The organism is Shewanella sp. BJSY2023SW007, from assembly GCF_047314525.1.
In the GTDB taxonomy this organism is placed as follows: Bacteria; Pseudomonadota; Gammaproteobacteria; order Enterobacterales; family Shewanellaceae; genus Shewanella; species Shewanella chilikensis.
Window position 1 is genome coordinate 24,116 of the sequence record NZ_JBKORL010000100.1, and the last position, 23,621, is coordinate 47,736.

Here is a 23,621-nt window from a genome sequence, read left to right on the forward strand (position 1 = left end):
CAATTGTTGTATCTGCAATTTGTGCTTTTTGGAATTATGCTCTGCCGCGGTACGGATCTGCCAGAGATGCAAATCTTCGGCGAAAGATAATATAAGGAGTATGCCTATGGCACTGCCTCTCCTATGGCTCGGGTCTGCAGCCCTCGGCGCCGTTTGGCTTGCCGATGAACAGCAGAAGCGTAAGAAGATCGCCCAGAATCGAGTACTCATGGATATGTCGGTACAGCGAGTCAAGGGGCGGGCGCGGCTGACACCCAGTGAATGGTTTCACAGTCAGAGTGTCAAACAAGTGCAGCCCGGGATGCTGGTGTGCTGCCACGTATTCGGGATTATTGAACACACAGGTATCTGGCTCGGTGACGGCACGTTGGCCGAGCTCCACGGCAGCGGCCTTGTGAGGCCAGTGTCGGTGAGGCGTTTTCTCGCCGGTCGCAGCGGCAGCAAGGTGTTTGTCGCCTGCGATCATCAAAGAATGCCCTTGGTCAGTGAACAAGCGCTGGCACGCGCCGGCGAGAGCCTGTTTCAATATCGGGATTATGACCTGTTTGACAATAACTGCCACAGGTACGTGTGGCACTGTATCAGCGGTAAGCCGCAAAGGGTGAGCAGTTTTTTGCGGCTCAATCAGCTGTTGGAAGACTTCTTCGGTCAGGGCGTTTATTGGGATCAACTGCCGCTGGAATCTTTTGGGGACGAGTGAAGATGATAGTCACCGCAAGGGCGCTTAAACGTTAACCAAGAATTGTCTTGAGTGGATCGCTATTCATGCAACTTAATCGCTTTGAAAAATCGATAGTCAGGCATCCGCTGCGGTTGTGGCTGCAAAGACAGCTGGAGCGGCGGATGTTGTTGAAGTTGTTTGCCAAGCCTTTACCGGCTTTTAGTTGTGCCTTGGAGATAGGTTGCGGCTTTGGTGAGGGAATAGCTCTTATGCGTCAGGAGCTGGGGGCAAAAGAAGTGTGGGCGCTCGATTTTGATCTCGATATGGTCAGCCACTGCGCCGGGCGGTATTTGGAGCAAAACTGGCTGCATCTGTGCCAGGGCGATGGCAGCGCCTTGCCCTTTGCCGATAGCCAGTTTGACCTTGTGGTTGATTTTGCCGCCTTTCATCATATTCCGGATTGGCAACAGGCGGTGGCCGAAGTACACAGAGTGTTACGCCCAGGCGGCTATTTCGTCATGGAAGAGCTTTATCGCGCCGCCATCTGTAATCCCTTGAGTCGGCGTCTGTTTGAGCATCCCGAGGAAAATCGTTTCAATCACGCTGAACTTTTGGCTGTTGTTGAAGATAGCGGCAACTTTGAGATTGTCCGTCAACACCAATTGCCGGCGCTGGCGGGCATCATTCTGGCCCGTAAAACCTTCGGCAAAGCATGAACGGGATAATGACGGGTAACCAGAGGGCGTACGCGGGCTTTTGCTGTAGTCCAGCTTAACCCTTTGAAGGAAGATGCGTTTTACCCTCCTCCTTTGCAACCTACATAACTGTAGCCAAGTGCATATCATTTAAGACAATTTAGCTTAAATTTGCCCTGAAGCATGGTTTGTTGCGCCCCTTTACCACTATAATCGACGTCATATTCAGCAGTAGAATTGGACAAGTAGTTGTTATGGCAAATGTATTGGAATCTGTAGATCAACGAACCCAACTCGTCGGTGAGAATCGGCTGGAGTTATTGCTGTTCAGGATCAGTTCGACCCAGCTGTTTGCCATCAATGTTTTCAAAGTTAAAGAGGTAGTAAAACTGCCGGAGCTTTCGGCCATGCCAGGCAGCCACCCTGCCATCAGCGGCGTCGCCAATATCCGTGGTGTTTCGATTCCCGTTATCAACTTGCGCAGTGCCATAGGTTTCTCACCCATGCCTGTGGGCGAAGACGCCAACCTTATCATCACAGAATACAACCGCAGTGTGCAGGGTTTTCTGGTGGGCAAGGTTGAGCATATAGTCAACATGACCTGGGGCGATATCATGCCACCGCCGAAAACCGCCGGCCGCAATCATTACCTTACAGCTATCACTCGGATGGAAACCCAGGGTAAAACTGAGTTGGTGTCCATTATCGATGTGGAAAAGGTGTTGGCGGAAATCATCCACTATGACGTGCGTCTCTCAGAAGGTGTGTTGGATGAGTCCTTGGTGGCCAAGATGCCGGGACACAAGATTTTAATTGTCGACGATTCGCCCACCGCCAGACGCCAGGTTCGCGATACTTTGGGACAGTTGGGGCTTGAAGTGATTGAACGCAGCGATGGGCGCGAGGCGCTGACGCTGCTCAAGTCCTGGTGCGATCAGGGGCTCAAGGTGACAGATCAGATTTTGATGATGATCACCGACGCTGAAATGCCCGAAATGGACGGTTACCGTTTGACTTATGAGGTGCGCAACGACAAGCGGATGGCCGATCTCTTTATTACCCTCAATACTTCCCTCAGCGGCAGTTTCAATAAGGCGATGGTGGAAAAGGTGGGTTGCGATCGTTTTATTTCCAAGTTCCAGCCGGATCTGCTGGTGGAAGCCGTACAGGACAGAATTCGCCAGCTGGGCTGATTAACGGCTGTTTTCCTGCTCTAGCTCGCGGATAAGTTGCTTCTTGGTGCGTTTGTCCGCGGCAATGTTAAGCCTGGCCAGGCGCACGGCAAAGGCAAATCTGTCGCGGCCGCAGATGGCGGTCAGTGCCTGCAGAAAGTCTTTGTCCAGCGCAAAATTTTTGGCGTAGTGCTCTATGGCGGCAAACACAGAGCTGTAGTGTAAGCCATCGAAGTCAAACCCGGTATTTGGCGTCTCGTCGCTCAGCGGAACGCCTTCAATACACAGGGACCAACCCTTGGCATTGATCCTGTCTCTGGCCACTTCATACATAAACCAGGCGCTGCGTTTAAAGCCGCCAAGAATTTTGCAGGAAAACTCCGATTCTTCCAGCTCTTCACGGGTCCAATTCAGCCCTATGGCCAGATGTTTGGCGTAGCGCTTCATCAGCGCATCTTTAACCGCAATACGGCACTCGTATATCGAGGTGAGAGTATGTTGGCGGGCCAGCGTCAGGCACTCCTTACAGGCGGGCACGCTCAGTGAGGCATGTTCTGCATGGGGGGAGGCTCTAAAGGCAAAAACGTGTTCGCAGGGCTCGGCACAAAACCAGCAGCTGTGACGGCAATTAAAGGGGATGTCGACCAAGGGACAGGGCATAGGGTTGTGCAGATGTTGCTCTGAGTCTTAAAAGAAGTCGGGAGCCTTGGTGACTCCCGACCGGGTAAAGCTTATTCGGCTTCCACGTCCACCAGGAACTTGGCCAGCTCTACCGGCTCAACTTCGGGACATTCCTGCTCGGCGCGCCAATCGATACCAATCAATACGCCATCTTCGTTGAGATCTTCAATCCAGAACTCCAGTAACTCCTCCAATGGAATCGCCACGGGTGCGAAGTTGACCCACTCCTCGGTGCAATGGCTTTGGGCCACTGCCTGATCAGACCATAAAGGCATGACATCTGTGTCTTCATATTCGCTGGAGTCACACACCACCCAGCCTTCGCCGGAGTCGTCCTGCAAGCCCCACACCTGCTGGTGCTCTTTGACGTTATCGATAAATTGGCTCAGTGCCGGCGCTAAATCAGTCATGATCTTTCTCTTGAGCAAGGGTTAGTGGCGCCATTATACGGCATAAGCACTGGAGTCCAAGTGAATCTTAACCTCAGATGAACAAACAGGAATAAATGCTTAAAAATCGGCTCAACGACAGGGAATTATGCCTGTGGGGCTTAAAAAACGCTGTGCGACTGGTTAGGATGGAGCTCGATGGGGTGTTTAATTTTTTAAGGAGTCGGAAGGTGTTCAGAGTTTTATCCTGGTTTCCCCTGCTGTTGGCCACGCAAACGCTGGCAGCCCCCCAGAATGAGGATCCTGTAGAAGCCCTGATAAAGGCCGGGGAAGCGGCTTTTCCTCAGTGTATTGTGGAGTTGCAGGACAAGGCCCTTAACGAGGGCATCAGTCAACAGACCATCGACTCACATCTTAAGCCACTGAAGTTTGTACCCAGAGTGATAGAGCTGGATCGCAGTCAGCCCGAGTTTACCCAGACATTTGCCAACTATTTCGATAAACGGGTAACAGATTGGCGGGTTTCCAAGGGCCGGGAACTGCTGGTTGAGCACAAGGTACTGCTGGATAAGCTCAAGCGCGAGTATGGCGTGCCGCCGCAATATCTCTTGTCTTTCTGGGGCATGGAGACCAATTTCGGAGGCTACAAGGGGAAGATGCCTGTGTTGGACTCGCTGGCAACCCTGGCCTGCGACTCCCGCCGCTCGGGCTTTTTTACCCAGGAGTTGATGACAGCGCTGAAGCTGAGCCAGAAATATGGTTTTGCCGCAGCCGATATGCAAGGCTCCTGGGCCGGCGCCATGGGTCACACCCAATTTATGCCCAGTGCCTATGCCAGTTATGCTGTCGATGGTGACGGTGATGGCAAGGCGGATCTCTGGAACAGCATAGATGATGCTCTGACCTCGGCGGCAAACTTTCTTGCTCACCTGGGGTGGCAGCGCAACGAACGCTGGGGCAGGGAGGTTCGCTTACCTGAGGCGTTTGATTATCAGCACCTGGGGCAGAAAAAGTCTCTCGCCGACTGGCAGGCGCTGGGATTGACCCAGAGCAATGGCGAGGTGCTGCCACAGGCCCAGATGGAAGCCAGACTCTATCTGCCCGCCGGGCACGAGGGACCTGCGTTTCTCGGCTACGATAACTTCCAGGTGATCCAGCGTTGGAACCGTTCTGAGTTTTATGCCATCTCAGTAGGCCATTTGGCCGACAGAATCAGTGGCGCCGGTCGGCTGGCCAAAGCACCGCCGCAGCAAACCCGCTTGAGCCGCGCCCAGATAAAGGCGCTGCAGCAAAAGCTCAATGAGCAGGGGTTTGATGCCGGAAAGCCGGACGGTATTCTCGGGCGTAACTCCCGCGCCAGTTTACAGGCGTTTCAGCTCAGCAAAGGCTTGGTGGCCGACGGTTTCCCCTCTGCCGAAACCTTTAAAGCCCTGGGACTCTAATTCTGCTAATCAAAATGATTGCCAGTAGCCAAGGGATTGGCTAATGTTAGCTCATAAAGGCGCCAATCAACTGCCCGGATAATGTTGGCAGCAGAAATTGGCGTTTTCCCGCACCGATTAGAACTCAGGGAATGATATGAGCAGCGAGATGAGCAACATAGATAAATTGAGTCACGGCCAGCGACAGCGTCTGGCCTTTATCGATTTCAGTCTGCAGTATTTTGGCCAGGTCAGTCGTCAGGATTTGATTGCCAAGTTTGCCACCGGATTGGCGGCCGCCACCCGCGACTTCAGCCTCTATCGCGAGCTGGCGCCGCAAAACCTCAAGCTGATGCACCCCAGCCGTCATTATCAGCGCCAGCATGAATTCAAGCCCTTGTTTCATCACGAGCCCGAAGCCATTCTCTCGGGGCTGGCCCGTGGCTTTGGTGATGGTTTGTCACAGCCCCTGGTGCCCAGCCAGGTCTGTTTCGATGCGGTGCGGCTTATTCATCCGGATACCGAGATTATCGCGGCGCTGATGCGTTCAATTCAGCAAGGGCAGGCGCTGGCGCTGCAATATGTTTCCACCTCAAGCGGTGAAACCCTGCGCGAAATTGTGCCTCATGCCCTGGTCAACAACGGCCAGCGCTGGCATGTACGGGCATTTGACCGACAGCATGGCAAGTTCAACGACTTTGTGGTGACCCGTATCAAGCAGGCCAGAGAACTTGAAGGCTCTCCCTTGCCCAAGGAGCAACCGGCGGCCGACAGCAACTGGTTGACGCCGGTGGAACTGGTGTTGGTTCCCCATCCGAGCCTGAAACACCCGGAGGCGATTATGCTCGACTATCGTATGGAGGATGGCGAGCTCAAGGTGGCCAGCAACGCGGCCTTGGCCGGATATCTGCTGCGCAGCTGGAGTGTGGATTGCTCTGTTAAGCATCAAATTGATGGTGGTGTTTGTCAGTTGGCACTGAAAAACCACCAGGTGCTGGAGCGACTCGAGCATCTGGCGATAGTGCCTGGCGCAGGGCGCTAATCCAAAGCAGTGGAGTGCAGGCGACAGTTTTGTTAAGCTGCGCCGGAATCATGAATACTGAGGACTCAGAATGAGCGTTAAAGAAGATATGGTGGTGCAGTTCAATTACACACTGCGCGATGAAAAGGGTGAAGTGCTGGAAACCAACGAGGGGCACGATCCCATCGCCTATCTGCATGGCCATGACAACATGATGCCTGGAGTCGAGAAAGCCATCGAAGGCAAAGAGATAGGTGCCAAGTTCAGTGTGACCTTGCCTGCCTCTGAAACTTACGGTGAGCGGGTTGAAGGCGCCGAGCAGCGCGTATCGGTAAAACACCTGATGGGCGCCAAAGTATGGAAGCCAGGCATGCGCGCGGTCGTCAATACAGATCAAGGCCAGCGTCAAGTGACTGTGGTCAAGGTGGGCAAGTTTATGGCCACAGTGGACATCAATCACCCATTGGCCGGTCGCGAGCTGACCTTTGATATCGAAGTGGTCTCAGCCCGTGAAGCCACCCATGAAGAGATAGCCCATGGTCATGCCCATGGCGTCGGTGGTCATCACCACTGAGTTTGGCTTTAACTGAATACGCCCGCTTTAGCGGGCGTTTTTGATTGAGAAACCATTGAGAGGAGAGGGGATGAAAATTGACTGCGAGCAGGGGCGATTGCTGCTGAGTCCCAATGAGCTGCAGGTACGCTTGCCGGCCATGCAGACAGTGTTGATGGCGCTGAGCGACGATATCCGTTTGCTCAAAGGTCCTTGCATTCTGCTGGCCGATGCCGGCGCCGTGCGTTGGCAGCTGCGGCTCGACTCAGATGAACAGCTCGAGCAACTGGCAGACTTTTACGGTCTGACGCCCGAGTGATTTACTATTCCAGTCTGTGGCGTTGATGGCTGCGCTGATAGTCTAACTCGGGGCCCTTGGGTACGATGCGACTGGGATTTATCTGCCCATGGCTGTAGTAATAGTGCTGTTTGATATGTTCAAAGTTGACCGTGGCGGCAATGCCGGGGTACTGATACAGATCGCGCAGGTATTGGCTCAGCGCCGGGTAGTCTTCAATGCGGCGTTTATTGGTCTTGAAGTGGCCCACATAGACGGCATCGAAACGGATTAAGGTGGTAAACAAGCGCCAGTCGGCCTCAGTGAGTTGTGAACCTGTGAGAAAGCGGCGTTCACTCAATTGCAACTCCAATCTGTCAAGGGCACTGAACAGCTGCTCAAAGGCCTCTTCATAGGCTTGTTGTGAGCTGGCAAAACCGGCCCGATAAACCCCGTTATTGATATTGGGATAGATGAATTCGTTGAGCGTATCTATCTCCTCTCTAAGATGGGGCGGGTAAAAGTCCAGGTTATTGCCGGTCAGATGATCGAAGGCGGAGTTGAACATACGGATGATTTCCGACGATTCATTGCTGACTATGGTCTGATGATGTTTGTCCCACAGCACAGGTACTGTCACCCGACCGCTGTAATCGACCGCGGCGAGCTGGTAAATTTGGTAGAGGAATGCTTTGCCAAACAAAGGGTCTTGCTCGGCGCCCTGGATAGGCTGGCCACCCTTGGGGCCCGCCTCTGTGGCAAATTCCCAGCCATTTTCCAACATATGGGGCTCGACTACAGTCACAGAGATCAGCGCTTCCAATCCTTTCACGGCGCGAAATATCAAGGTTCTGTGGGCCCAGGGGCAAGCGAGTGAAACATAGAGATGATAGCGGCCCGGCTCGGCCTTGAATCCACCTTGACCACTGGGGCCCGGACTGCCATCCGGGGTGATCCAGTTTCGTAGCTTTGCATCTTCACGGACGAACTTGCCGCCGTTTTTGTCTGTCTGATACCACAGGTCGACCCATTTGCCCTGCTGCAACAATCCCATTTATCGCTCCTTTAACCGCTTTGATCTATGGCTCGCATTTCAGTCTAGGTGGTGGTTATTTATGGGTAAAGCGCGAAATACACGTGTTTTTATTCGAATTTTTAGAATGGTACTGGCAAGGAATCTACAGCCTGATATGATGTCGGTCACATTTTTTTCCTATCAAGAAGGATGTTGTTATGTCGTCAGCCACCCTGGATGCCGTTGTTGTTGAACCCCGCGAGCCGGCCACGGCCTGCGTTATCTGGTTGCATGGTTTGGGTGACTCGGGTGACGGCTTTGCCCCTGTGGTGCCGGCATTGGGACTGCCGGCCGAACACTCGATACGCTTTGTGTTTCCACATGCGCCTGAGCAGGCTGTTACTGTTAATGGTGGTTATGTGATGCGCGCCTGGTATGACATCAAGAGCCTCAATCTCCATGACAGAGCCGATATGCCAGGGGTACTGCAATCCGAGCGTTTGGTTCGGCAACTGATAGAGCAGCAAGTCGCCCAGGGCATTGCCGCCAACCGTATTGTGCTTGCCGGTTTCAGCCAAGGCGGGGTGATGAGCCTCTTTACCGCACTGCGTTATCCCGAAGCCTTGGCCGGTATTATGGCGCTGTCCTGTTATTTGCCGGGTGGTGAGCAGTTGCCGGAAGACGTGAGCAGCGCCAACCGTGATACACCTATTTTGCAATGCCACGGTGAGCAGGATGATGTGGTTGCCCTCAGTGCCGGGCTTATGGCCAAAGAAGCGCTCGAGCTGGGGGGATATCGACTTGAATGGCACACTTTCCCAATGGCGCACGGCGTGGTGCCGCAGGAGCTGAATCTCATCAGTCAGTGGCTGCAGGCGCGTTTGAATTAGGGAAGGTGCGAATAAGTCCTAGCGACGTTCTCATTGAGAGAGTGACTTACACAGAATTGGCGTTCAAAGCTACGGACCGAAGGTATGCAGGGGCCTGCCTGAGTCTAATAACACAGAGCACAGATGGGACTTGTTTACACTTGCCTAATATCCAGTTTTGATTTTTTGAAAAATAAGTCGTCCCTTAATAGAAACGGCCCTTCAGCGGCTGTTTCCATTATCAAACAATAGCCTGTTGCTGCTAATACTTTAGTTATTTTCATATATATCAGTGAAATAGCTTTTTTCGGGTGCTAATTACACTCTAATATCAGCAGCAGATCACGCTAAAGTATGAGTAGCCCCTGGAAGCCTATTCTGGATTGTGAACAGGTTGTGTTATTTCCCGCCTTAAAATCATGCAGTTAACGTTTATTTGTTAATAAAAATGACACATTTTTGACTTAATCTTGCTAGTATGTCGGGCGCGGGAAGTTCGCTTCTCCGCTCATTAATGATGATGGTAAAAATAAATAAAAACATGGGGTTGATTTAATAATGTCTAATAAGCTGATGAAAGGACTTTTGGCGACAGCCATTCTGGCTGCACTCGCCGGTTGTAACAGTGATGACAAGGATCCGGCACCGGAAGTCTGCGGCGCCGATAATTGCACCAAGTTCACCATTTTACATACCAATGACAACCATGGTCGCTTTTGGGAAAACAGTGACGGTGAGTATGGTATGGCAGCCCGTAAGACGCTGGTTGAGCGCTTACGCAGCGAAGTGGAAAGCAACGGCGGCCAGACTCTGTTGCTCTCCGGTGGTGATATCAACACAGGTGTGCCTGAGTCGGATCTGCAAAACGCCGAGCCTGACTTTATCGGCATGAACCTGATTGGTTATGACGCCATGGCCGTGGGTAACCACGAGTTTGATAACCCACTGAGCGTGTTGGATATGCAGCGCGAGCTCGCCGAGTTTCCTATGCTGGCTGCCAACATCTACAAAAAAGATGGCAGTCGTTACTTCGAGCCTTACAAGGTTTTCGATGTTAAAGGTCTTAAAGTGGCTGTCATAGGTTTGACCACAGAAGATACCCGCAAGATAGGTAACCCTGAGTTTATCGGCGAGCTTGAGTTTACTGATCCCAAAGAAGAGATCAAAAAGGTCATCAAAGAGATCAATGATAACAAAGCCGCCGATATCATAGTGGCAACCACTCACATGGGGCACTATGCCGATGGCCAAAACGGCAGCAATGCCCCGGGTGACGTGGCCATGGCTCGCGCCCTGGAAGAGGGACAGCTGCAGGTCATCATAGGTGGCCACTCACAGAATCCGGTTTGTATGGAACCCGGTAGTCAGAGCTATGCCGACTTCAAACCCGGTGATGATTGCCTTCCTGATCAGCACAAAGGCACCTGGATCATGCAGGCCCATGAGTGGGGTAAGTATGTTGGCCGCGCCGATTTTGAATATTATGGCGGCAAACTGCACCTGGCCAGCTACAAGCTGATCCCGGTCAACCTGAGAAAACTGGATGCCGAAGGCAAGAAGACAGAGGAACTGGCCGGTGAGCAGATCCCTGCCGATACCACAGTCAAAGCTGTACTGCAGCAATATCAGGACAAGGGCAGTGAAAAACTGGGCGAAATCATCGCCACTACCGATGGCAAACTGGAAGGCGATCGCGGCGTGGTTCGTGGTCAGCAGACCAACCTGGGCCGTTTGCTCGCCATGGCGCAGGCCACCAAGGTTAATGCCGATATCGGCGTTATGAACTCGGGTGGTGTACGTGACTCTATCGCCGCCGGTGATATCAGCTACCGTGATGTACTGACAGTGCAGCCTTTCGGTAACATGATAACCCTGAGCACTATGACAGGTGCCGAGCTCAGCGATTATCTGGGTGTAGTGGCTACCATGCAGCGCGGTTCAGGGGCTTATGCCCAGATAACGGGCGTGAAAATGACAGTTGATTGTCAGGCCAAGTCGGTCGCTATCAGCGAAGTCAGCGGCAAGGATTACAGCGCAACAGATAGCTACACCTTCACTGTACCCAGCTTCAACGCAGCGGGCGGTGACGGCTATCCCAAGCTGGATCCGGTACAAACTGGCTATGTTGATGCCGAAGTCTTCTACAGCTTCCTGAAAGAGAAACAAAGCATCAAGGCCGTTGATTACGAGCCGGTAGGCGATATCGTTTATGAAAACTCCAACAGCCCGCTGGGTTGTGAAGTACCTCAGTAAATAGCACATTAAGTCACTTTACAGGCAGCCCTTCGGGGCTGCTTTTTTGTGGCAAAAGAGCAGGGTGGTCATGTGGATTTGGGTGAATTTTAACCAATTAATTCTACCGACACTTGAAATACTTTTGCCCGACCTTATCTATTGAGTGTCGGCAGGGAAAGTGCCTTGACCGATAAATTAAAGGCCGTGCCATTGGGCGGCCGTTTGAACCTAGGGTGCGATGATTCGGCCCGACACTACATATTGCTTAATCTATGAGGATATGACTATGCGTAACTATGATTTGACTCCCCTTTACCGCAGCGCTATCGGTTTTGATCGTCTGGCCCGTTTGGCCGAACATGCCGCCGCCAACAATGGCAATGCCGGTTACCCTCCATACAATATCGAACTCCTGGGTGAGAACCGTTACCGGATCACCATGGCGGTTGCAGGCTTTGCCATGGATGAGCTGGAGATCACCAGCGAGGGCGAAAAGCTGTTGGTGAAAGGCACCAAGGGCGAGCAGGCTCCGGAGCGTAAATACCTGTATCAAGGCATTGCCGAGCGCGGCTTTGAACGTACCTTCCAGTTGGCCGATTATGTGACCGTCGAAGGTGCCCATCTGGAACACGGCCTGCTCAATATAGATTTGGTGCGCGAGATCCCTGAAGCCATGAAGCCGCGCAAAATTGAGATAGGCTCAGGTAACCGCCTGATAGAAGAAACTCAGGCCTGAAACAGCGCCGATAAGCTCGGCCCCGGCTTGTAAAGCAGGCCGCTAAAGCAAAAAAGCCAGTCTGATACAGACTGGCTTTTTGTATTCAGGGTTATCACTCCCCAAGAGTGCTTAGAGTACCATGGCGGCAATCCAGCCGAAGATTAGCAGCGGAATGTTGTAGTGAACAAAGGTTGGGATCACGCTGTCGCGGATATGATCGTGCTGACCATCGGCATTGAGGCCGGCGGTGGGGCCGAGCGTTGAGTCCGATGCCGGTGAGCCGGCATCTCCAAGCGCTGCGGCGGTGCCGACCAGGGCGATAACCGCAGGCACAGAGAAACCAAAGTTCAGCGCCAGCGGCACATAGATGGTGGCAATAATGGGGATAGTCGAGAAAGATGAGCCAATACCCATGGTGATCAACAGACCCACCACCAACATCAACAATGCGCCCAGGCCCTTGTTGTCACCAATCAACTCACCTATGGCACTGACCAGAGTCAGTACTTCACCGGTTTGTTTGACCACGGCAGCGAAACCGGCGGCGGCTATCATGATAAAGCCAATGTTGGCCATCATGCGCACGCCTTGGTTAAAGATATCTTCATCGGCCACATGTTTGAGCGCGCCGCTGAATGAGAAGATCATAAAGCCAACCAGGGCGCCGAAAATCATCGAATCTGTCTGCAGCTGCACCAGCAGAGTCGCCAGAATAGCCAGCACAGCAATGATGATGTTGCGCTTGCTGAGTCCGGTTTCCGGTTCAGCGGCGAGGATCTGCTCTTCCCGGTACTCTCTTGGCTTGCGATAGCTGATAAACACGGCCGTCAGCAGTCCGGCCAACATACCGGCGGCCGGAATAAGCATAGCTTGGGGAATGTCACCTGACTGGGCCTCTAAGCCGTTGGACTGCAGGTTTGCCAGCAGTATGTCGTTTAGAAATATGCCGCCAAAGCCCACAGGTAACACCATATAAGTGGTGACCAGGCCGAAAGTGATAACACAGGCAACCAAACGCCTGTCCAGCTTGAGTTTGGACATCAGATGCAAGAGTGGCGGCACCAGAATGGGGATAAAGGCGATATGGATCGGCAGAATGTTTTGTGAGCTGATGGCCATGGCCAGCAGCGACAGCAGCAACAGGCTGCGAACCCACTTGAGGTTTTGACTATTGGGATCCTTGCCAAGGGCCTTGATCACAGTAGTGGAGATCAAAGTGGTCAGCCCGGAATGGGACAGGGCTACGGCAAAGGCGCCAAGCAGGGCATAGCTCAGGGCTATTTGGGCACCACCGCCCAGGCCGGTATTGAATGCTTCTATGGTCTGGTGGATGTCCAGTCCCCCCATCAAGCCAGCGACCAGGGCGCTGATCGTCAAGGCGATCACCACATTGACCCTGGCCAGGCTGAGAGCGAGCATCAGACAGACGGCAATCACAACTGCGTTCATAGTAAAGTCTTATTCGCTAAACAAAGGGGCTATTTTTGACTGGGGGGGCTTGGATGTCCAGCTGCAATCAGTGTTTGCGGGAAAAAATCTGCCTTTGTGAACTGGATCCTGAGGTTATTGAACCGCTTTGTGACCCATGTTGTTGCAGTGACCGCGCTCTTGCCGATTTCTTATCCAGACAAGCCTTAAATTGGGGCAAAAGCGTGATATTGATCCTAAATAGGTTGTCAGGTGGATGGCACCTCTTATAATGGCCTGTAGTTAAAACGGATTCTGTTTTATTCACAGCTCAATCCATAGATGGAGGTATAAAATGAGCGTATTAGTAGGCCGTCCGGCTCCGGACTTTACTGCGGCAGCTGTTCTGGGTTCTGGCGAAATTGTTGACAGCTTCAACCTGACTGCAGCAATCAAAGGCAAGCCTGCGGTAGTGTTCTTCTACCCACTGGATTTCACCTTCGTGTGCCCATCTGAGCTGATCGCTTTCGATCACCGCATGGAAGAGTTCAAGAAGCGTGGCGTTGAAGTGATCGGTGTTTCTATCGATTCTCAGTTTACTCACAATGCATGGCGTAACACCCCAGTGGAAAAAGGTGGTATCGGCCAGGTTCAATACACTCTGGTAGCCGACGTTCGCCACGACATCTGCAAGGCTTATGACGTTGAACACCCAGAAGCCGGTGTGGCTTTCCGCGGTTCTTTCCTGATCGACAAAGAAGGCATGGTGCGTCACCAGGTCGTTAACGATCTGCCTCTTGGCCGTAACGTCGATGAAATGCTGCGTATGATCGACGCGCTGCAATTCCACGAAGAGCACGGTGAAGTTTGCCCAGCTGGTTGGGAAAAAGGCAAGAAAGGCATGAAAGACAGCCCAGACGGTGTTGCTGCCTATCTGTCTGAGAATGCTGAAGAACTGTAATATAGTTTAAGTCTTTAAAAGCAGTCTTAAAGCACAATGCCGTTCAGTTATACTGAGCGGCATTTTTTTATCTTGATCGATTTCCTGTGTTGGTTCATTTGAAATGTTATTCGTGGGCGGGCACTTTCCATTCAACTTAAACTGTTTGACAAGCTGCGATAGTTTCTGAGTGATAGGCTTTGATGACTATCTCATCTGTTGTGAATACCAATCCAGAGCCTTGTTTTAGCTAGAATAGTGCATTATGGCAGTTTGTCTCTCTAAAGCTCGGTTCGCCCATGTATGTCTTGGATAATTCAATCAATATTAAAGTGCTTTACCCTTGATAAGTTTACGCATCCACATCCGGTTTGGATTAAGGCGCTGCAGTAGCGTACTTCCTACCGGCAAGGGTTGATGACAAAGCTCTGATGCCAGAATATCCGCCGCCAACGGACCTGTGCTGAGACCGCGGGAGCCCAAACCACCGAGAACATAAAGACCGGGATGCACAGGGGCCGGTGTTTGTTGCCAATAGCGGGCACTCTCGGGAGTGTGCTGATGCTGCTGATAGACTTGCATTAGTGCCTCGACATCCGGTGCTTGACCCAACATGGGGAAGTGATCCCGGGTGACCATACGCACCCCCACTCGCGCTCCTTGCCCCATCACCAGCCCCTGGTGCCAGTCGGCATCCGGATAACTCATGGCGATTTTTTGCAGGTTTTCTCTCTGCTCGACGTCGCTGTAGGCCAGCTGCTCGGGATCTTTGACATAACTGGCTCCCAAACAATGAATCCCCTCCCAGGCCGGGGTGAGATAGCCCTTGGCACAGAGTACTGTCTTAAGCGCTCGCAAACCGCCTTGGGTTGCGACTTCGCTGACCTGGCCGCGAAAGGGTGAGGCGGGCAGGGCCGAGGTTTGTGGCAGTGCTGTCAGCGAAGCGCCGCTTGCCAGCACCAGTTTTTTGAATGGCCCAAAACGGCGACCATCGGTAGCACTCAGCCACCAGTGGCTACCTTCTCTTGAAATCTCGCTGATATGGGTGCGGCGCTGAAAGTCGCAGTAAGTTGATTCAACGGCATATTGGATCGCGGCGCGGCACAGGGCTCTGGGGCAGACCCAGCCCCCCAGAGGGTAAAAAAGACCATCTTCTTTAATATCCAATCCCGCAAGCTCAGTCGCCTCAAAGTTGTTGACCCGGCGCAAAATATCCGGGTGCCAATTTTGGCCCTCGGCAATCTTATTCAGGCGGGTGCGGCTTCGCTCATCAAAGCCTGTGTGTAATACACCGCAAAAGTCATGGGCGATATCGAACCCGGCGGCAACCAAGGCGGTTATCCGCCGCCGACTGAAGAGAAAACCTTGTTGGAATAGTGTGTTGAGCTCGGATGTTTCCGGTGTCAACAGCGGGTATAGTGCACCTTGTCGGTTGCCACTGGCACTTTGACCCGCGTTTTCCTCGCTGCAAAATACCTGGCTGGGCTGGTGACGTTCGGCCAATGACAACGCCAGCTGGCTGCCGGCCACACCGGCGCCGATAATGGCAATAGATTCATCGGCTGCAAGTGTGGATTCGCGGTAGAGCGGCCAGGGCGCCAGTCTGGCATTGCTTTGGCGCCGCAAGGCAAGGCGTTCTGCTTTGGCGATGGGCTCGAGCTCAGTTTGTTGAGTCAAAAGCAGTGCTGCCGGCCCGTTAAAATCTACTATATTGAGCCCGCTATTGACCATAATAGAGGCAAGAGCGCTTCTCTTACTTGGCAGGCACAGCAAGGAAGCGTAGTCTTTAGCCAAGCGCGCCATCTGCCAGACCTCTGCCTGAGAGGGTAAGGACTCAGTAAGCCAGAGCCAGTTGTCTATCCAGCCGTTATGGTTTACACCAGGCAACTCTTTGAGCAAAGTGGCGTCAAATTCAAGGTAAAGATCCAGTGTCAACCTGCCGCCATCGAGCACAAAGCGTTGGCAGCCGGGGATTGCCAGAGGTTTACCTGCCTGCAGCTCGGCAAGGAGAGATATTACTTCGCTTGTTTGATGCTCGGCGGATGCGGTAGCTTCGGTGGTCTGCCCTAATGGCAGTTTGCTTTGCAGAACCTTGAGCGATTCTGCCCGGGAGTCTTTATCGGCGGCAAACAGCAAGAGTTGTAACACAAGCTTGGGATAATCCTGTCGCAGTTGGCTCCAGAGTTGCAGCAGAGGCAACAGGGCTTCACTGCCTACCGCCGCCAGACAAATTTGCCGCCCGAAGGGCTTGTCACCGAGGCGGATTTGTTGATAGGGCTCAAGTGTCGCCGTCGGGGCTTGTGTTGTTTCCACAGATGTGGGATTTTGACTGCAAGTTTGCGTATTTTCACTGCCGGATGGCCGAAGTTGTTCCTGTTTCACGGGCAATTTTTTACTCTGGAGGCCTTGTTCGGCATTATTTTACCCAAGTTTACGGAAAGCTGACCACTTAAATGCTGTAAAACGGCTAACATGGCGTCAGCAAAAGTAGGTACTGAATTGTACGGAATGGATAGTAAAACATGAAAAGAGTCGTGATCACCGGAATTGGCGTTGTATCAAGTATCGGTAATAACAAACAAGAAGTGACAGAATCTCTCAAGGCTGGCCGCAGTGGTATCACCCACTCAGATCAGTTTGAGGAGATGCAGCTGCGCAGTCATGTCTGGGGCGACATCAAACTCAATCCCGCAGAACTTATCGATCGCAAGGCGTTGCGTTTTATGGGGGATGCCGCAGCCTACGCCTATTTGGCTATGCAGCAAGCCATTGAAGACAGCAGTCTGACCGAAGAGCAGTATTCAGATCCTCGTGTAGGTCTCATTGTCGGTACCGGTGGCGCTTCGTCTTCCAACCAGGTTCAGGCGGCTGACACCCTGCGCGCTAAAGGCGTCAAGCGCGTGGGACCTTATATTGTGCCGCGGATAATGTCTTCTACAGCCAGTGCCTGTCTGGCGACGCCCTTCAAAATTAAAGGGATGAACTATTCCATCAGCTCGGCCTGTGCCACCAGTGCGCACTGTATCGGTCACGCGGTGGAACTTATCCAGATGGGTAAACAGGATATGGTCTTTGCCGGCGGCGCCGAAGAGATCGACTGGACCCTGACCATGGGCTTTGATGCTATGGGCGCCTTGTCGACCAAGTATAACGACACACCGGAAAAAGCTTCCCGCACCTATGATGCCGACCGTGATGGCTTTGTTATCTCAGGTGGCGGTGGCATAGTGATTGTCGAAGAGCTGGAGCACGCGCTGGCCCGTGGTGCCAAGATTTATGCCGAAGTCATCGGCTACGGCGCTTCATCAGACGGTTATGACATGGTTGCCCCAAGCGGTGAAGGTGCGGTGCGCTGCATGAAGATGGCGCTGGAGTCAGTAGATACACCTATCGATTATGTTAACACTCACGGTACTTCTACTCCTGTCGGTGATGTGCGAGAGCTCGAAGCCCTGCGTGAAGTTTTCGACGGCCAGATGCCGGCGATTGCCTCAACCAAGTCGCTGACAGGCCATGCCCTGGGCGCAGCCGGTGTTCATGAGGCTATATACAGCCTGTTGATGCTTGAAGGTGGGTTTATCGCGCCTTCCATCAATATCGACAATCTGGACGCGGCCGCAGAAGGTATGCCAATTGTGCGTGAATACCGCGACGCCGAGCTCAACACTGTTATGAGCAATAGCTTCGGTTTCGGCGGCACCAACGCTACCCTGGTGATGCGCAAGTACAAGTAAGCGCCTTGTTCTACTCAATACAAGAAGGAAGCCAAATGGCTTCCTTCTTTGCTTATGAGCTGACGCAGAACTTGTTAGTAGCTTCCTCAAATGTGCGCCGGACTCAGACAAGCCTCTAGCTCGCTGATAGAATAGCGGTTTAATCCACAACAGAGCAGGAAAGTCGATGAAGTTGGTGGTTGATGAAAATATGCCCTATGTGCAGCCCTTGTTTGCCGAGCTGGGGGAGATAGTAGCCGTCGATGGCCGTCATTTGGATGCGGCCACAGTAGCCGATGCCGATGTTTTACTGGTGCGTTCGGTCACCAAGGTCAATGAGACACTGTTGGCTGGTGCACATAAGCTTAAGTTTGTCGGCAGTGCCACCATAGGGACAGATCATGTGGACAAGGCTTATCTGGCGTCCCGCAATATCCCCTTTTCCAATGCACCTGGTTGCAATGCCACCGCGGTTGGCGAATATGCTTTTATCGCCATGTTGGAGCTGGCCAACAGGTTTGATACTCAGCTTAAGGGCAAAACTGTTGGCATAGTCGGCGCTGGTAATACCGGTTCGGCGCTGGCACGCTGTCTTGAAGCCTACGGAATAAATACCTTGCTCTGCGACCCCTTACTGGCCAAGGCTGGCGACAGCCGCCGCTTTGTCAGCCTGGATGAACTGGTTGCAGGCGCCGATATCGTTAGTCTGCATGTACCTCTGACCCGTGATGGCGAACATCCTACTTGGTATCTGTTTGACGAGCAGCGACTGGAGACACTGAAACCCGGCTGCTGGTTGCTTAACTGCTGTCGCGGTGAAGTGATAGATAATCGCGCGCTGATCCGGGTCAAGGCCAAGCGGCCGGATCTCAAGTTAGTGCTGGATGTTTGGCAAGGGGAGCCTAACCCCATGCTGGAGCTGGTGCCTTTGGTGGAGTTTGCTACCCCGCATATTGCCGGCTACAGTCTGGAGGGCAAGGCCCGGGGCACTTTCATGTTATATCAGGCCTTGATGGCGATACTCAATCGCCCGGCGGACAAGTCGCTTGTGGCGCTATTGCCAGAGCGTTGGAACTCCCGGCTCGATATCAGCAGTTCGCCCGATGAAAAGGCATTATTGTCCTTGTGCCGATTTATTTATGATCTACGTGATGACGATGAAAAATTCCGGAAAATGCTGAAAAACCCCACAGGTTTTGATGACATGAGAAAAAATCACCGCCATAGGCGAGAATTCAGTGCTTTGACTCTTTCAAATGTCGGCGGTTCTGGGGTAGATTGGTTGTCTCATTTAGGTTTTTCAGGAGTCGGTCTGTAAATGTCGCAGGAATTTAACGTTGTCGTATTGGGTGCCTCAGGAGCCGTGGGTCAAACCATGATAGAAATCCTCGAGGAGCGTAACTTCCCGGTGGCGAATCTGTATCCACTGGCCAGTAGCCGCAGCGCCGGTGAAACCGTGAGTTTTCACGGCAAACAGGTGGAGATCCTCGATGTAGAAAGCTTTGACTGGACTCAGGCGCAGATAGGCTTCTTCTCTGCCGGCGGTGATGTCTCGGCCAAATGGGCGCCGATTGCGGCCGATGCGGGTTGTGTGGTGATAGATAACACTTCCCACTTCCGTTACGACCTGGATATTCCATTGGTTATTCCTGAGGTCAATCCAGAAGCGATTGCCGACTTCCGTAACCGTAATATTATTGCCAACCCCAACTGCTCGACGATTCAGATGTTGGTGGCGCTCAAGCCTATCTATGATGCCTTTGGGATCAGCCGTATCAATGTGGCCACTTATCAGTCGGTTTCCGGTACCGGTAAAAAGGCGATTGAGGAGCTGGCGGGGCAATCTGCCAAGCTGTTGCAGGGCTTGCCTTCAGAGCCCAAGGTTTATGATAAGCAGATAGCTTTCAACGTGTTGCCGCACATAGATAAGTTTATGGAAAATGGCTACACCAAAGAAGAGATGAAGATGGTCTGGGAGACTCATAAGATCCTCGGCGACAGCGACGTTCTGGTGAACCCGACTGCGGTGCGGGTCCCTGTGTTCTATGGTCATTCGGAAGCGATTCACATCGAGACGCTGCAACCGGTTGATGCTGCCGAAGTCAAGGCAGTGTTGCGGGATGCCGAAGGCGTGGTGCTGTTTGAAGATGATGACGATTATCCAACGGCCGTGACCGAAGGCGCCGGTAGCGACCCTGTGTATGTCGGCCGGGTGCGCAAGGATATCTCCCACGATCTGGGGATAGATTTATGGGTGGTCTCTGACAATATCCGTAAGGGGGCGGCACTCAACAGTGTACAGATAGGCGAGATCCTGATCCGCGACTATCTCTAAGGAAGGTGCGAGTAAGTCCTACGGAGGCTCTGCCTGTGCTTTCAGACTTGAATACAATGCTGGAAGCACTTTTCTAAACGCTTTGTTTCTGTTGAAAAAGCCTGCTGCTTGCAGGCTTTTTTTGTTTTGCAAATGTGAACAGTAGCAGCGCGGACATTTCTGGTTTATAGTAATCTCAATAAATACAAATGCCTAAAGCCAGTCGTCAGTCGGCGAAACCAGCGCTTGAAAGGGAAGAATGGATGAATTTTCGCACTTCATATCTTGTTGGCCTGATGGCCGCTTTTTTTGCCCTGAACCCAAGTAGTCTTATAGAACCGGCCCATGCAGAAGGTCTGAAAATTACCGGCCCCGACGGTCAAGTGCGCCAACAGGTACGCCAGTATGGTCCGACAACGCCATCGGACACCTTCTGGAGCATTGCCCAGAAAGTCAGACCGGATCCCGGCGTCAGTATCTATCAGGTCATGGCCGCGATTTTTGAAGCCAACCCGCACGCTTTCTCATCCAATAACTACAACAGCCTGGAACGGGGCATGATACTGCTGATCCCCTCCAAAGAGGTGATGCAGGCTATTCCATTGAGTATGGCCAGAGCTCGCGCCGAACAGGATGACAAGAGCTGGTCTTCCGGTAAGCGGCTAAAGGCAGATGATGGCAAAATTGAAACCGCCAAAGCCCCCGGGCACCCAAGCCAAGCCGCAAAAGAGCCAACGGCGGTCGCCCAAACTCAAACGGCGGCGCAGCCATCTAAGGAAAACCGCGAGCAGTCAAAAGTCAGTGAGCCATCGACTGAGCCAGCTCAAGTGGCTGCAGACAAATCACCAGCCATCACAACCGAAAAAACAGCCACAGAAGCAACTCCGGAAACGGCTGACGATAACAGCATTGAAGCGCTGCAGAGCCGCAATCTGAGTCTGACCGATGAACTGGGGCGTGCTCAGGATCTGCTTACTGTCGCCAATACCGATAACCAGGGGCTGCAAGCGCAAATTGATGAGCTGAATCAGCGTCTGTCGGTATTGGAAGAGTCACTGCAGGCCAGTAAAAAACAGGAACAGCAACTCAAGGCTGAAAATGCTGACCTCAAGCAGCAGCTTCAAGTCGCCAATGCTACGGCTAATGAGCCGGACGATCTCTGGCGCAGTTTGATGGGTAACCCATTACTTTTGGTACTGGCTGCCGCAGTACCCGCGGTATTGCTGTTGTTGTTGCTATGGAGCATGCTGCGCCGCAGGCGTAAACAAAGTGATGCCCAAGCACCACAGACCGAAGCGGCTCCAATGGCTGCCGCAGCTGTTGCCGGCGCGGCTACGGCCGATATGGCCAACGCCAACGACGAATTGGCCGTGCGTCTTGACGATGATCAAAACGATTCCATTGATTCATTGCTGGATGTTGATAGCTCTGTATTGCAGCCTGAGCCTGAAGTTGAGAGTGACAGCGAGCAGATGGACATGGCGCAGGAGATGTTCATCGACTCAGGCGAGGGGGATACTCCCCAAGAGGCCGAAGATGAAGGTCAGTCGCTCGATGATCTCTGGGCCGAAGCCATGGGCGAACAAGAGGCCGGTGAGCAGGAAGATGCCAGCGAGGAGGACTTGGACTCATTGCTGGCTGGATTGGACGATACCGATAAACAGGAAACTATTCCTGAAGATTTGCAGACCGAAAGTATTCCAGCGTCAGAGCCTGATCTGAGTGAAACCCTACCGGAAGATGTGACTGCTGCTTTTGAACAGGGTTTTAGCCAAGAGCTCGCTCAAGAGTTTGCTTTTGAACAAGACAAAGAGGTGCTCTCAGAGAGAGAAGCGAAGGCAGATCTGGATGAAGATCTCAGTGCCGCTATCGCAGCCGAGTTGGCCGAAGATGAGCAGGTTGACGAGACTCTGGATGAGACACAGGAAGCCGATATCGATGCGCTGCTGGCCGGGTTTGATGTCAAAGAAGATACAGAACCTCAAATTGAAGCCGGTACTCAAGTTGAAGGCGATAGTAAGACTGAAGCCGAGGAAGATCTCAGCGCTGCCATTGCCGCCGAACTGGATGAAGCTGATTCAGCTGATACCGAGCTGGGCGAAGAAGCAGACATTGATGCCTTGCTGGCTGGATTCGATGCACCGGCAGCACAGAATTCTGAAGAGGAAGACTTAAGCGACGCTATTGCCGCCGAGCTTGAAGATGACAAGGTTGCCATAGATTCCAGCGACACAGAGGCCGACATAGATGCCTTGCTGGCAGGCTTCGATGACTTGGACGATGCTGTCGAGACTCAAGCGGAAGCAGAGAAGGTTCAAGCAGAGGAAGAGAGTGAAGATCTGGACGCCTTGTTGGCCGGGCTCGCGGATGACGTAATTGCGATAGATAACGTTGATGAGGCGATCGTTGATGAGGCGATAGCTGAGACTGACGAGGAAGATAGCTCAGAGGTTGAGTCGGATGATGCCACTGAGCGCAGCGATGCCGAATTGGATGCCATGCTGGCAGGCTTGTCGCAGGCTGAGGACTTGGATGAGCCTAAGAAGCCCGATGAAACAGACACTTTAGCTGATGAGAGCAGGGATAGCGACAGCGCGCCGCAAAGCGGTCAACGCAGCGACAAGGATTCTGGCTTCTTTGACGATCTCAAGGCCGGCGGCAAGAGCCATGATCCCCATATTCTTGAGTGGGAGTCCTCCGCACCTAAAGAGCCCTTTGTTGAGGAAGAACCTTCTGCGAAAGAAGAGCCTTCAGCGAAAAAAGAGCTTTCTGCGAAAGAAGAGCCCTTAGCGCAAGAAGAGCCTTCTGCGCAAGAAAAGCAAGAGCCTTCAGCCATAGAAGATCTCTTGGCTCAAGAGGAACTCTCTAATCAGGAACAGGCTGTTGATGTTGAAGACAGCATAACAGATACCGAGCAGGCTCTGGATATTGACCTGGCCCAGGATACTGACGACAGTGATAAGAGTCTGAGCGACGATGACCTGTTGGCCGCTTTTTCTGAAAACGTTGCCAAGGAAGCCGAAGCGGATGAGGAATTCAGTCTCGAACTGGATGATGATGACTCGCTGGATCTCGAAGATCATAAACTGACAGTAGATGAAGCGCTGGCGGCCCTCGATGCCAAAGAAAAGGGCAAGGTCGCTTCCAGCATGGTGCCTGAGCACGATCTCAGCGCCTTCCAGAAGGAAAACGGTTTTATCGATATTGAGCGCCTGCTCAGTGAAGCCGATGAAGGCAACAGTGATACCGACCCCTACAAGGAGCTGGATGTGGATATGGGTGAGCTCGACTCTCTCGTAGGCGCCGCCGCTATGGTCGATGTCGATGATGAGGAAAACTCTGTCAACGCCAAGCTGGACTTGGCGCGGGCCTATATCGAAATCGATGATAAAGACAGCGCCAAGGCATTGCTTAAAGAGGTGGAGCTGGACGGCAACGCCCGCCAGCAAGAGGAAGCCGCAGCCCTGATAAAAACCTTGGGTTAGAGCCCAGTCAATACTCAAACGGCGCCTGGAGCGCCGTTTTTTATGCAGTCCGTTT

General features: G+C 52.7%; 20 protein-coding genes. 15 read left to right on the top strand and 5 right to left on the bottom strand.

Annotated elements, in window-relative coordinates:
* Nucleotides 1–106: 106 nt before the first annotated feature.
* From ACMHXE_RS17605 to ACMHXE_RS17615, 3 genes are all read left to right on the top strand, one after another.
* Nucleotides 107–700: a hypothetical protein gene (locus tag ACMHXE_RS17605; RefSeq protein WP_101056368.1), complete on the top strand. Its 594-nt coding sequence runs from the start codon at nucleotides 107–109 to the stop codon at nucleotides 698–700.
* 65 nt (nucleotides 701–765) lie between these two features.
* Complete coding sequence (locus ACMHXE_RS17610; RefSeq protein ID WP_101056367.1) at nucleotides 766–1,377, top strand: class I SAM-dependent methyltransferase; 612 nt, start codon at nucleotides 766–768, stop codon at nucleotides 1,375–1,377.
* Between the two features lie 233 nt (nucleotides 1,378–1,610).
* Entirely contained in the window at nucleotides 1,611–2,549 is a 939-nt protein-coding gene (locus ACMHXE_RS17615; protein WP_101056366.1) for a chemotaxis protein CheV, read from the top strand.
* On the opposite strand, the gene ACMHXE_RS17620 is transcribed toward ACMHXE_RS17615, so the two are convergent.
* Together ACMHXE_RS17620 and ACMHXE_RS17625 are read right to left on the bottom strand one after the other, a co-directional pair.
* Nucleotides 2,550–3,188 carry a hypothetical protein gene (locus ACMHXE_RS17620; RefSeq protein WP_101056365.1) on the bottom strand — a complete coding sequence of 213 codons (639 nt, stop codon included), beginning with the start codon at nucleotides 3,186–3,188 and terminating at the stop codon, nucleotides 2,550–2,552.
* Between the two features lie 71 nt (nucleotides 3,189–3,259).
* Nucleotides 3,260–3,619, bottom strand: a complete 360-nt coding sequence (locus ACMHXE_RS17625; protein WP_101056364.1) for a DUF2750 domain-containing protein — start codon at nucleotides 3,617–3,619, stop codon at nucleotides 3,260–3,262.
* 209 nt (nucleotides 3,620–3,828) lie between these two features.
* Between ACMHXE_RS17625 and ACMHXE_RS17630 the strand changes: the two genes are divergently transcribed.
* From ACMHXE_RS17630 to ACMHXE_RS17645, 4 genes are all read left to right on the top strand, one after another.
* Nucleotides 3,829–5,040, top strand: coding sequence for a lytic murein transglycosylase (locus ACMHXE_RS17630; protein WP_373296851.1), 1,212 nt, complete (start codon nucleotides 3,829–3,831; stop codon nucleotides 5,038–5,040).
* A 136-nt stretch (nucleotides 5,041–5,176) separates the two neighbouring features.
* On the top strand, nucleotides 5,177–6,061 hold the full coding sequence (locus ACMHXE_RS17635) for a WYL domain-containing protein (RefSeq protein ID WP_229839795.1): 885 nt from the start codon (nucleotides 5,177–5,179) through the stop codon (nucleotides 6,059–6,061).
* Between the two features lie 70 nt (nucleotides 6,062–6,131).
* Complete coding sequence (locus ACMHXE_RS17640) at nucleotides 6,132–6,614, top strand: FKBP-type peptidyl-prolyl cis-trans isomerase (protein ID WP_071239052.1); 483 nt, start codon at nucleotides 6,132–6,134, stop codon at nucleotides 6,612–6,614.
* 70 nt (nucleotides 6,615–6,684) lie between these two features.
* Nucleotides 6,685–6,912, top strand: a complete 228-nt coding sequence (locus ACMHXE_RS17645) for a DUF3389 family protein (RefSeq protein ID WP_025009501.1) — start codon at nucleotides 6,685–6,687, stop codon at nucleotides 6,910–6,912.
* 4 nt (nucleotides 6,913–6,916) lie between these two features.
* Here ACMHXE_RS17645 and ACMHXE_RS17650 read toward each other — a convergent pair whose 3' ends face one another.
* Nucleotides 6,917–7,924 (bottom strand): glutathione S-transferase family protein, encoded by a 1,008-nt coding sequence (locus ACMHXE_RS17650; protein WP_101056363.1) that lies wholly within the window; start codon nucleotides 7,922–7,924, stop codon nucleotides 6,917–6,919.
* 179 nt (nucleotides 7,925–8,103) lie between these two features.
* On the opposite strand from ACMHXE_RS17650, the gene ACMHXE_RS17655 reads away from it, so the two are divergent.
* The 3 genes from ACMHXE_RS17655 (at nucleotide 8,104) to ACMHXE_RS17665 (ending at nucleotide 11,725) form a co-directional block, all read left to right on the top strand.
* Entirely contained in the window at nucleotides 8,104–8,775 is a 672-nt protein-coding gene (locus ACMHXE_RS17655) for an alpha/beta hydrolase (RefSeq protein WP_101056362.1), read from the top strand.
* A gap of 537 nt (nucleotides 8,776–9,312) precedes the next feature.
* Nucleotides 9,313–11,007 carry a bifunctional UDP-sugar hydrolase/5'-nucleotidase UshA gene (gene ushA, locus ACMHXE_RS17660; protein WP_101056361.1) on the top strand — a complete coding sequence of 565 codons (1,695 nt, stop codon included), beginning with the start codon at nucleotides 9,313–9,315 and terminating at the stop codon, nucleotides 11,005–11,007.
* A gap of 268 nt (nucleotides 11,008–11,275) precedes the next feature.
* Nucleotides 11,276–11,725 carry an Hsp20 family protein gene (locus ACMHXE_RS17665; protein ID WP_028779347.1) on the top strand — a complete coding sequence of 150 codons (450 nt, stop codon included), beginning with the start codon at nucleotides 11,276–11,278 and terminating at the stop codon, nucleotides 11,723–11,725.
* Nucleotides 11,726–11,836: 111 nt separating this feature from the next.
* Here the strand turns inward: ACMHXE_RS17665 and ACMHXE_RS17670 are convergent, their stop codons facing one another.
* Nucleotides 11,837–13,156 carry a Na+/H+ antiporter family protein gene (locus ACMHXE_RS17670; protein WP_101056360.1) on the bottom strand — a complete coding sequence of 440 codons (1,320 nt, stop codon included), beginning with the start codon at nucleotides 13,154–13,156 and terminating at the stop codon, nucleotides 11,837–11,839.
* Nucleotides 13,157–13,469: 313 nt separating this feature from the next.
* On the opposite strand from ACMHXE_RS17670, the gene ACMHXE_RS17675 reads away from it, so the two are divergent.
* Nucleotides 13,470–14,075 (top strand): peroxiredoxin, encoded by a 606-nt coding sequence (locus tag ACMHXE_RS17675; protein ID WP_025009505.1) that lies wholly within the window; start codon nucleotides 13,470–13,472, stop codon nucleotides 14,073–14,075.
* Nucleotides 14,076–14,381: 306 nt separating this feature from the next.
* Here ACMHXE_RS17675 and mnmC read toward each other — a convergent pair whose 3' ends face one another.
* Entirely contained in the window at nucleotides 14,382–16,367 is a 1,986-nt protein-coding gene (gene mnmC / locus ACMHXE_RS17680; protein WP_413732932.1) for an FAD-dependent 5-carboxymethylaminomethyl-2-thiouridine(34) oxidoreductase MnmC, read from the bottom strand.
* Nucleotides 16,368–16,576: 209 nt separating this feature from the next.
* Between mnmC and fabB the strand changes: the two genes are divergently transcribed.
* The 4 genes from fabB (at nucleotide 16,577) to ACMHXE_RS17700 (ending at nucleotide 23,566) form a co-directional block, all read left to right on the top strand.
* Nucleotides 16,577–17,788 carry a beta-ketoacyl-ACP synthase I gene (gene fabB, locus ACMHXE_RS17685; RefSeq protein ID WP_028781220.1) on the top strand — a complete coding sequence of 404 codons (1,212 nt, stop codon included), beginning with the start codon at nucleotides 16,577–16,579 and terminating at the stop codon, nucleotides 17,786–17,788.
* Nucleotides 17,789–17,954: 166 nt separating this feature from the next.
* On the top strand, nucleotides 17,955–19,085 hold the full coding sequence (locus tag ACMHXE_RS17690) for a 4-phosphoerythronate dehydrogenase (protein WP_413732934.1): 1,131 nt from the start codon (nucleotides 17,955–17,957) through the stop codon (nucleotides 19,083–19,085).
* Entirely contained in the window at nucleotides 19,086–20,102 is a 1,017-nt protein-coding gene (locus ACMHXE_RS17695; protein WP_101056356.1) for an aspartate-semialdehyde dehydrogenase, read from the top strand.
* A gap of 242 nt (nucleotides 20,103–20,344) precedes the next feature.
* Complete coding sequence (locus ACMHXE_RS17700) at nucleotides 20,345–23,566, top strand: FimV/HubP family polar landmark protein (protein WP_413732936.1); 3,222 nt, start codon at nucleotides 20,345–20,347, stop codon at nucleotides 23,564–23,566.
* The last annotated feature ends 55 nt before the right edge of the window (nucleotides 23,567–23,621 follow it).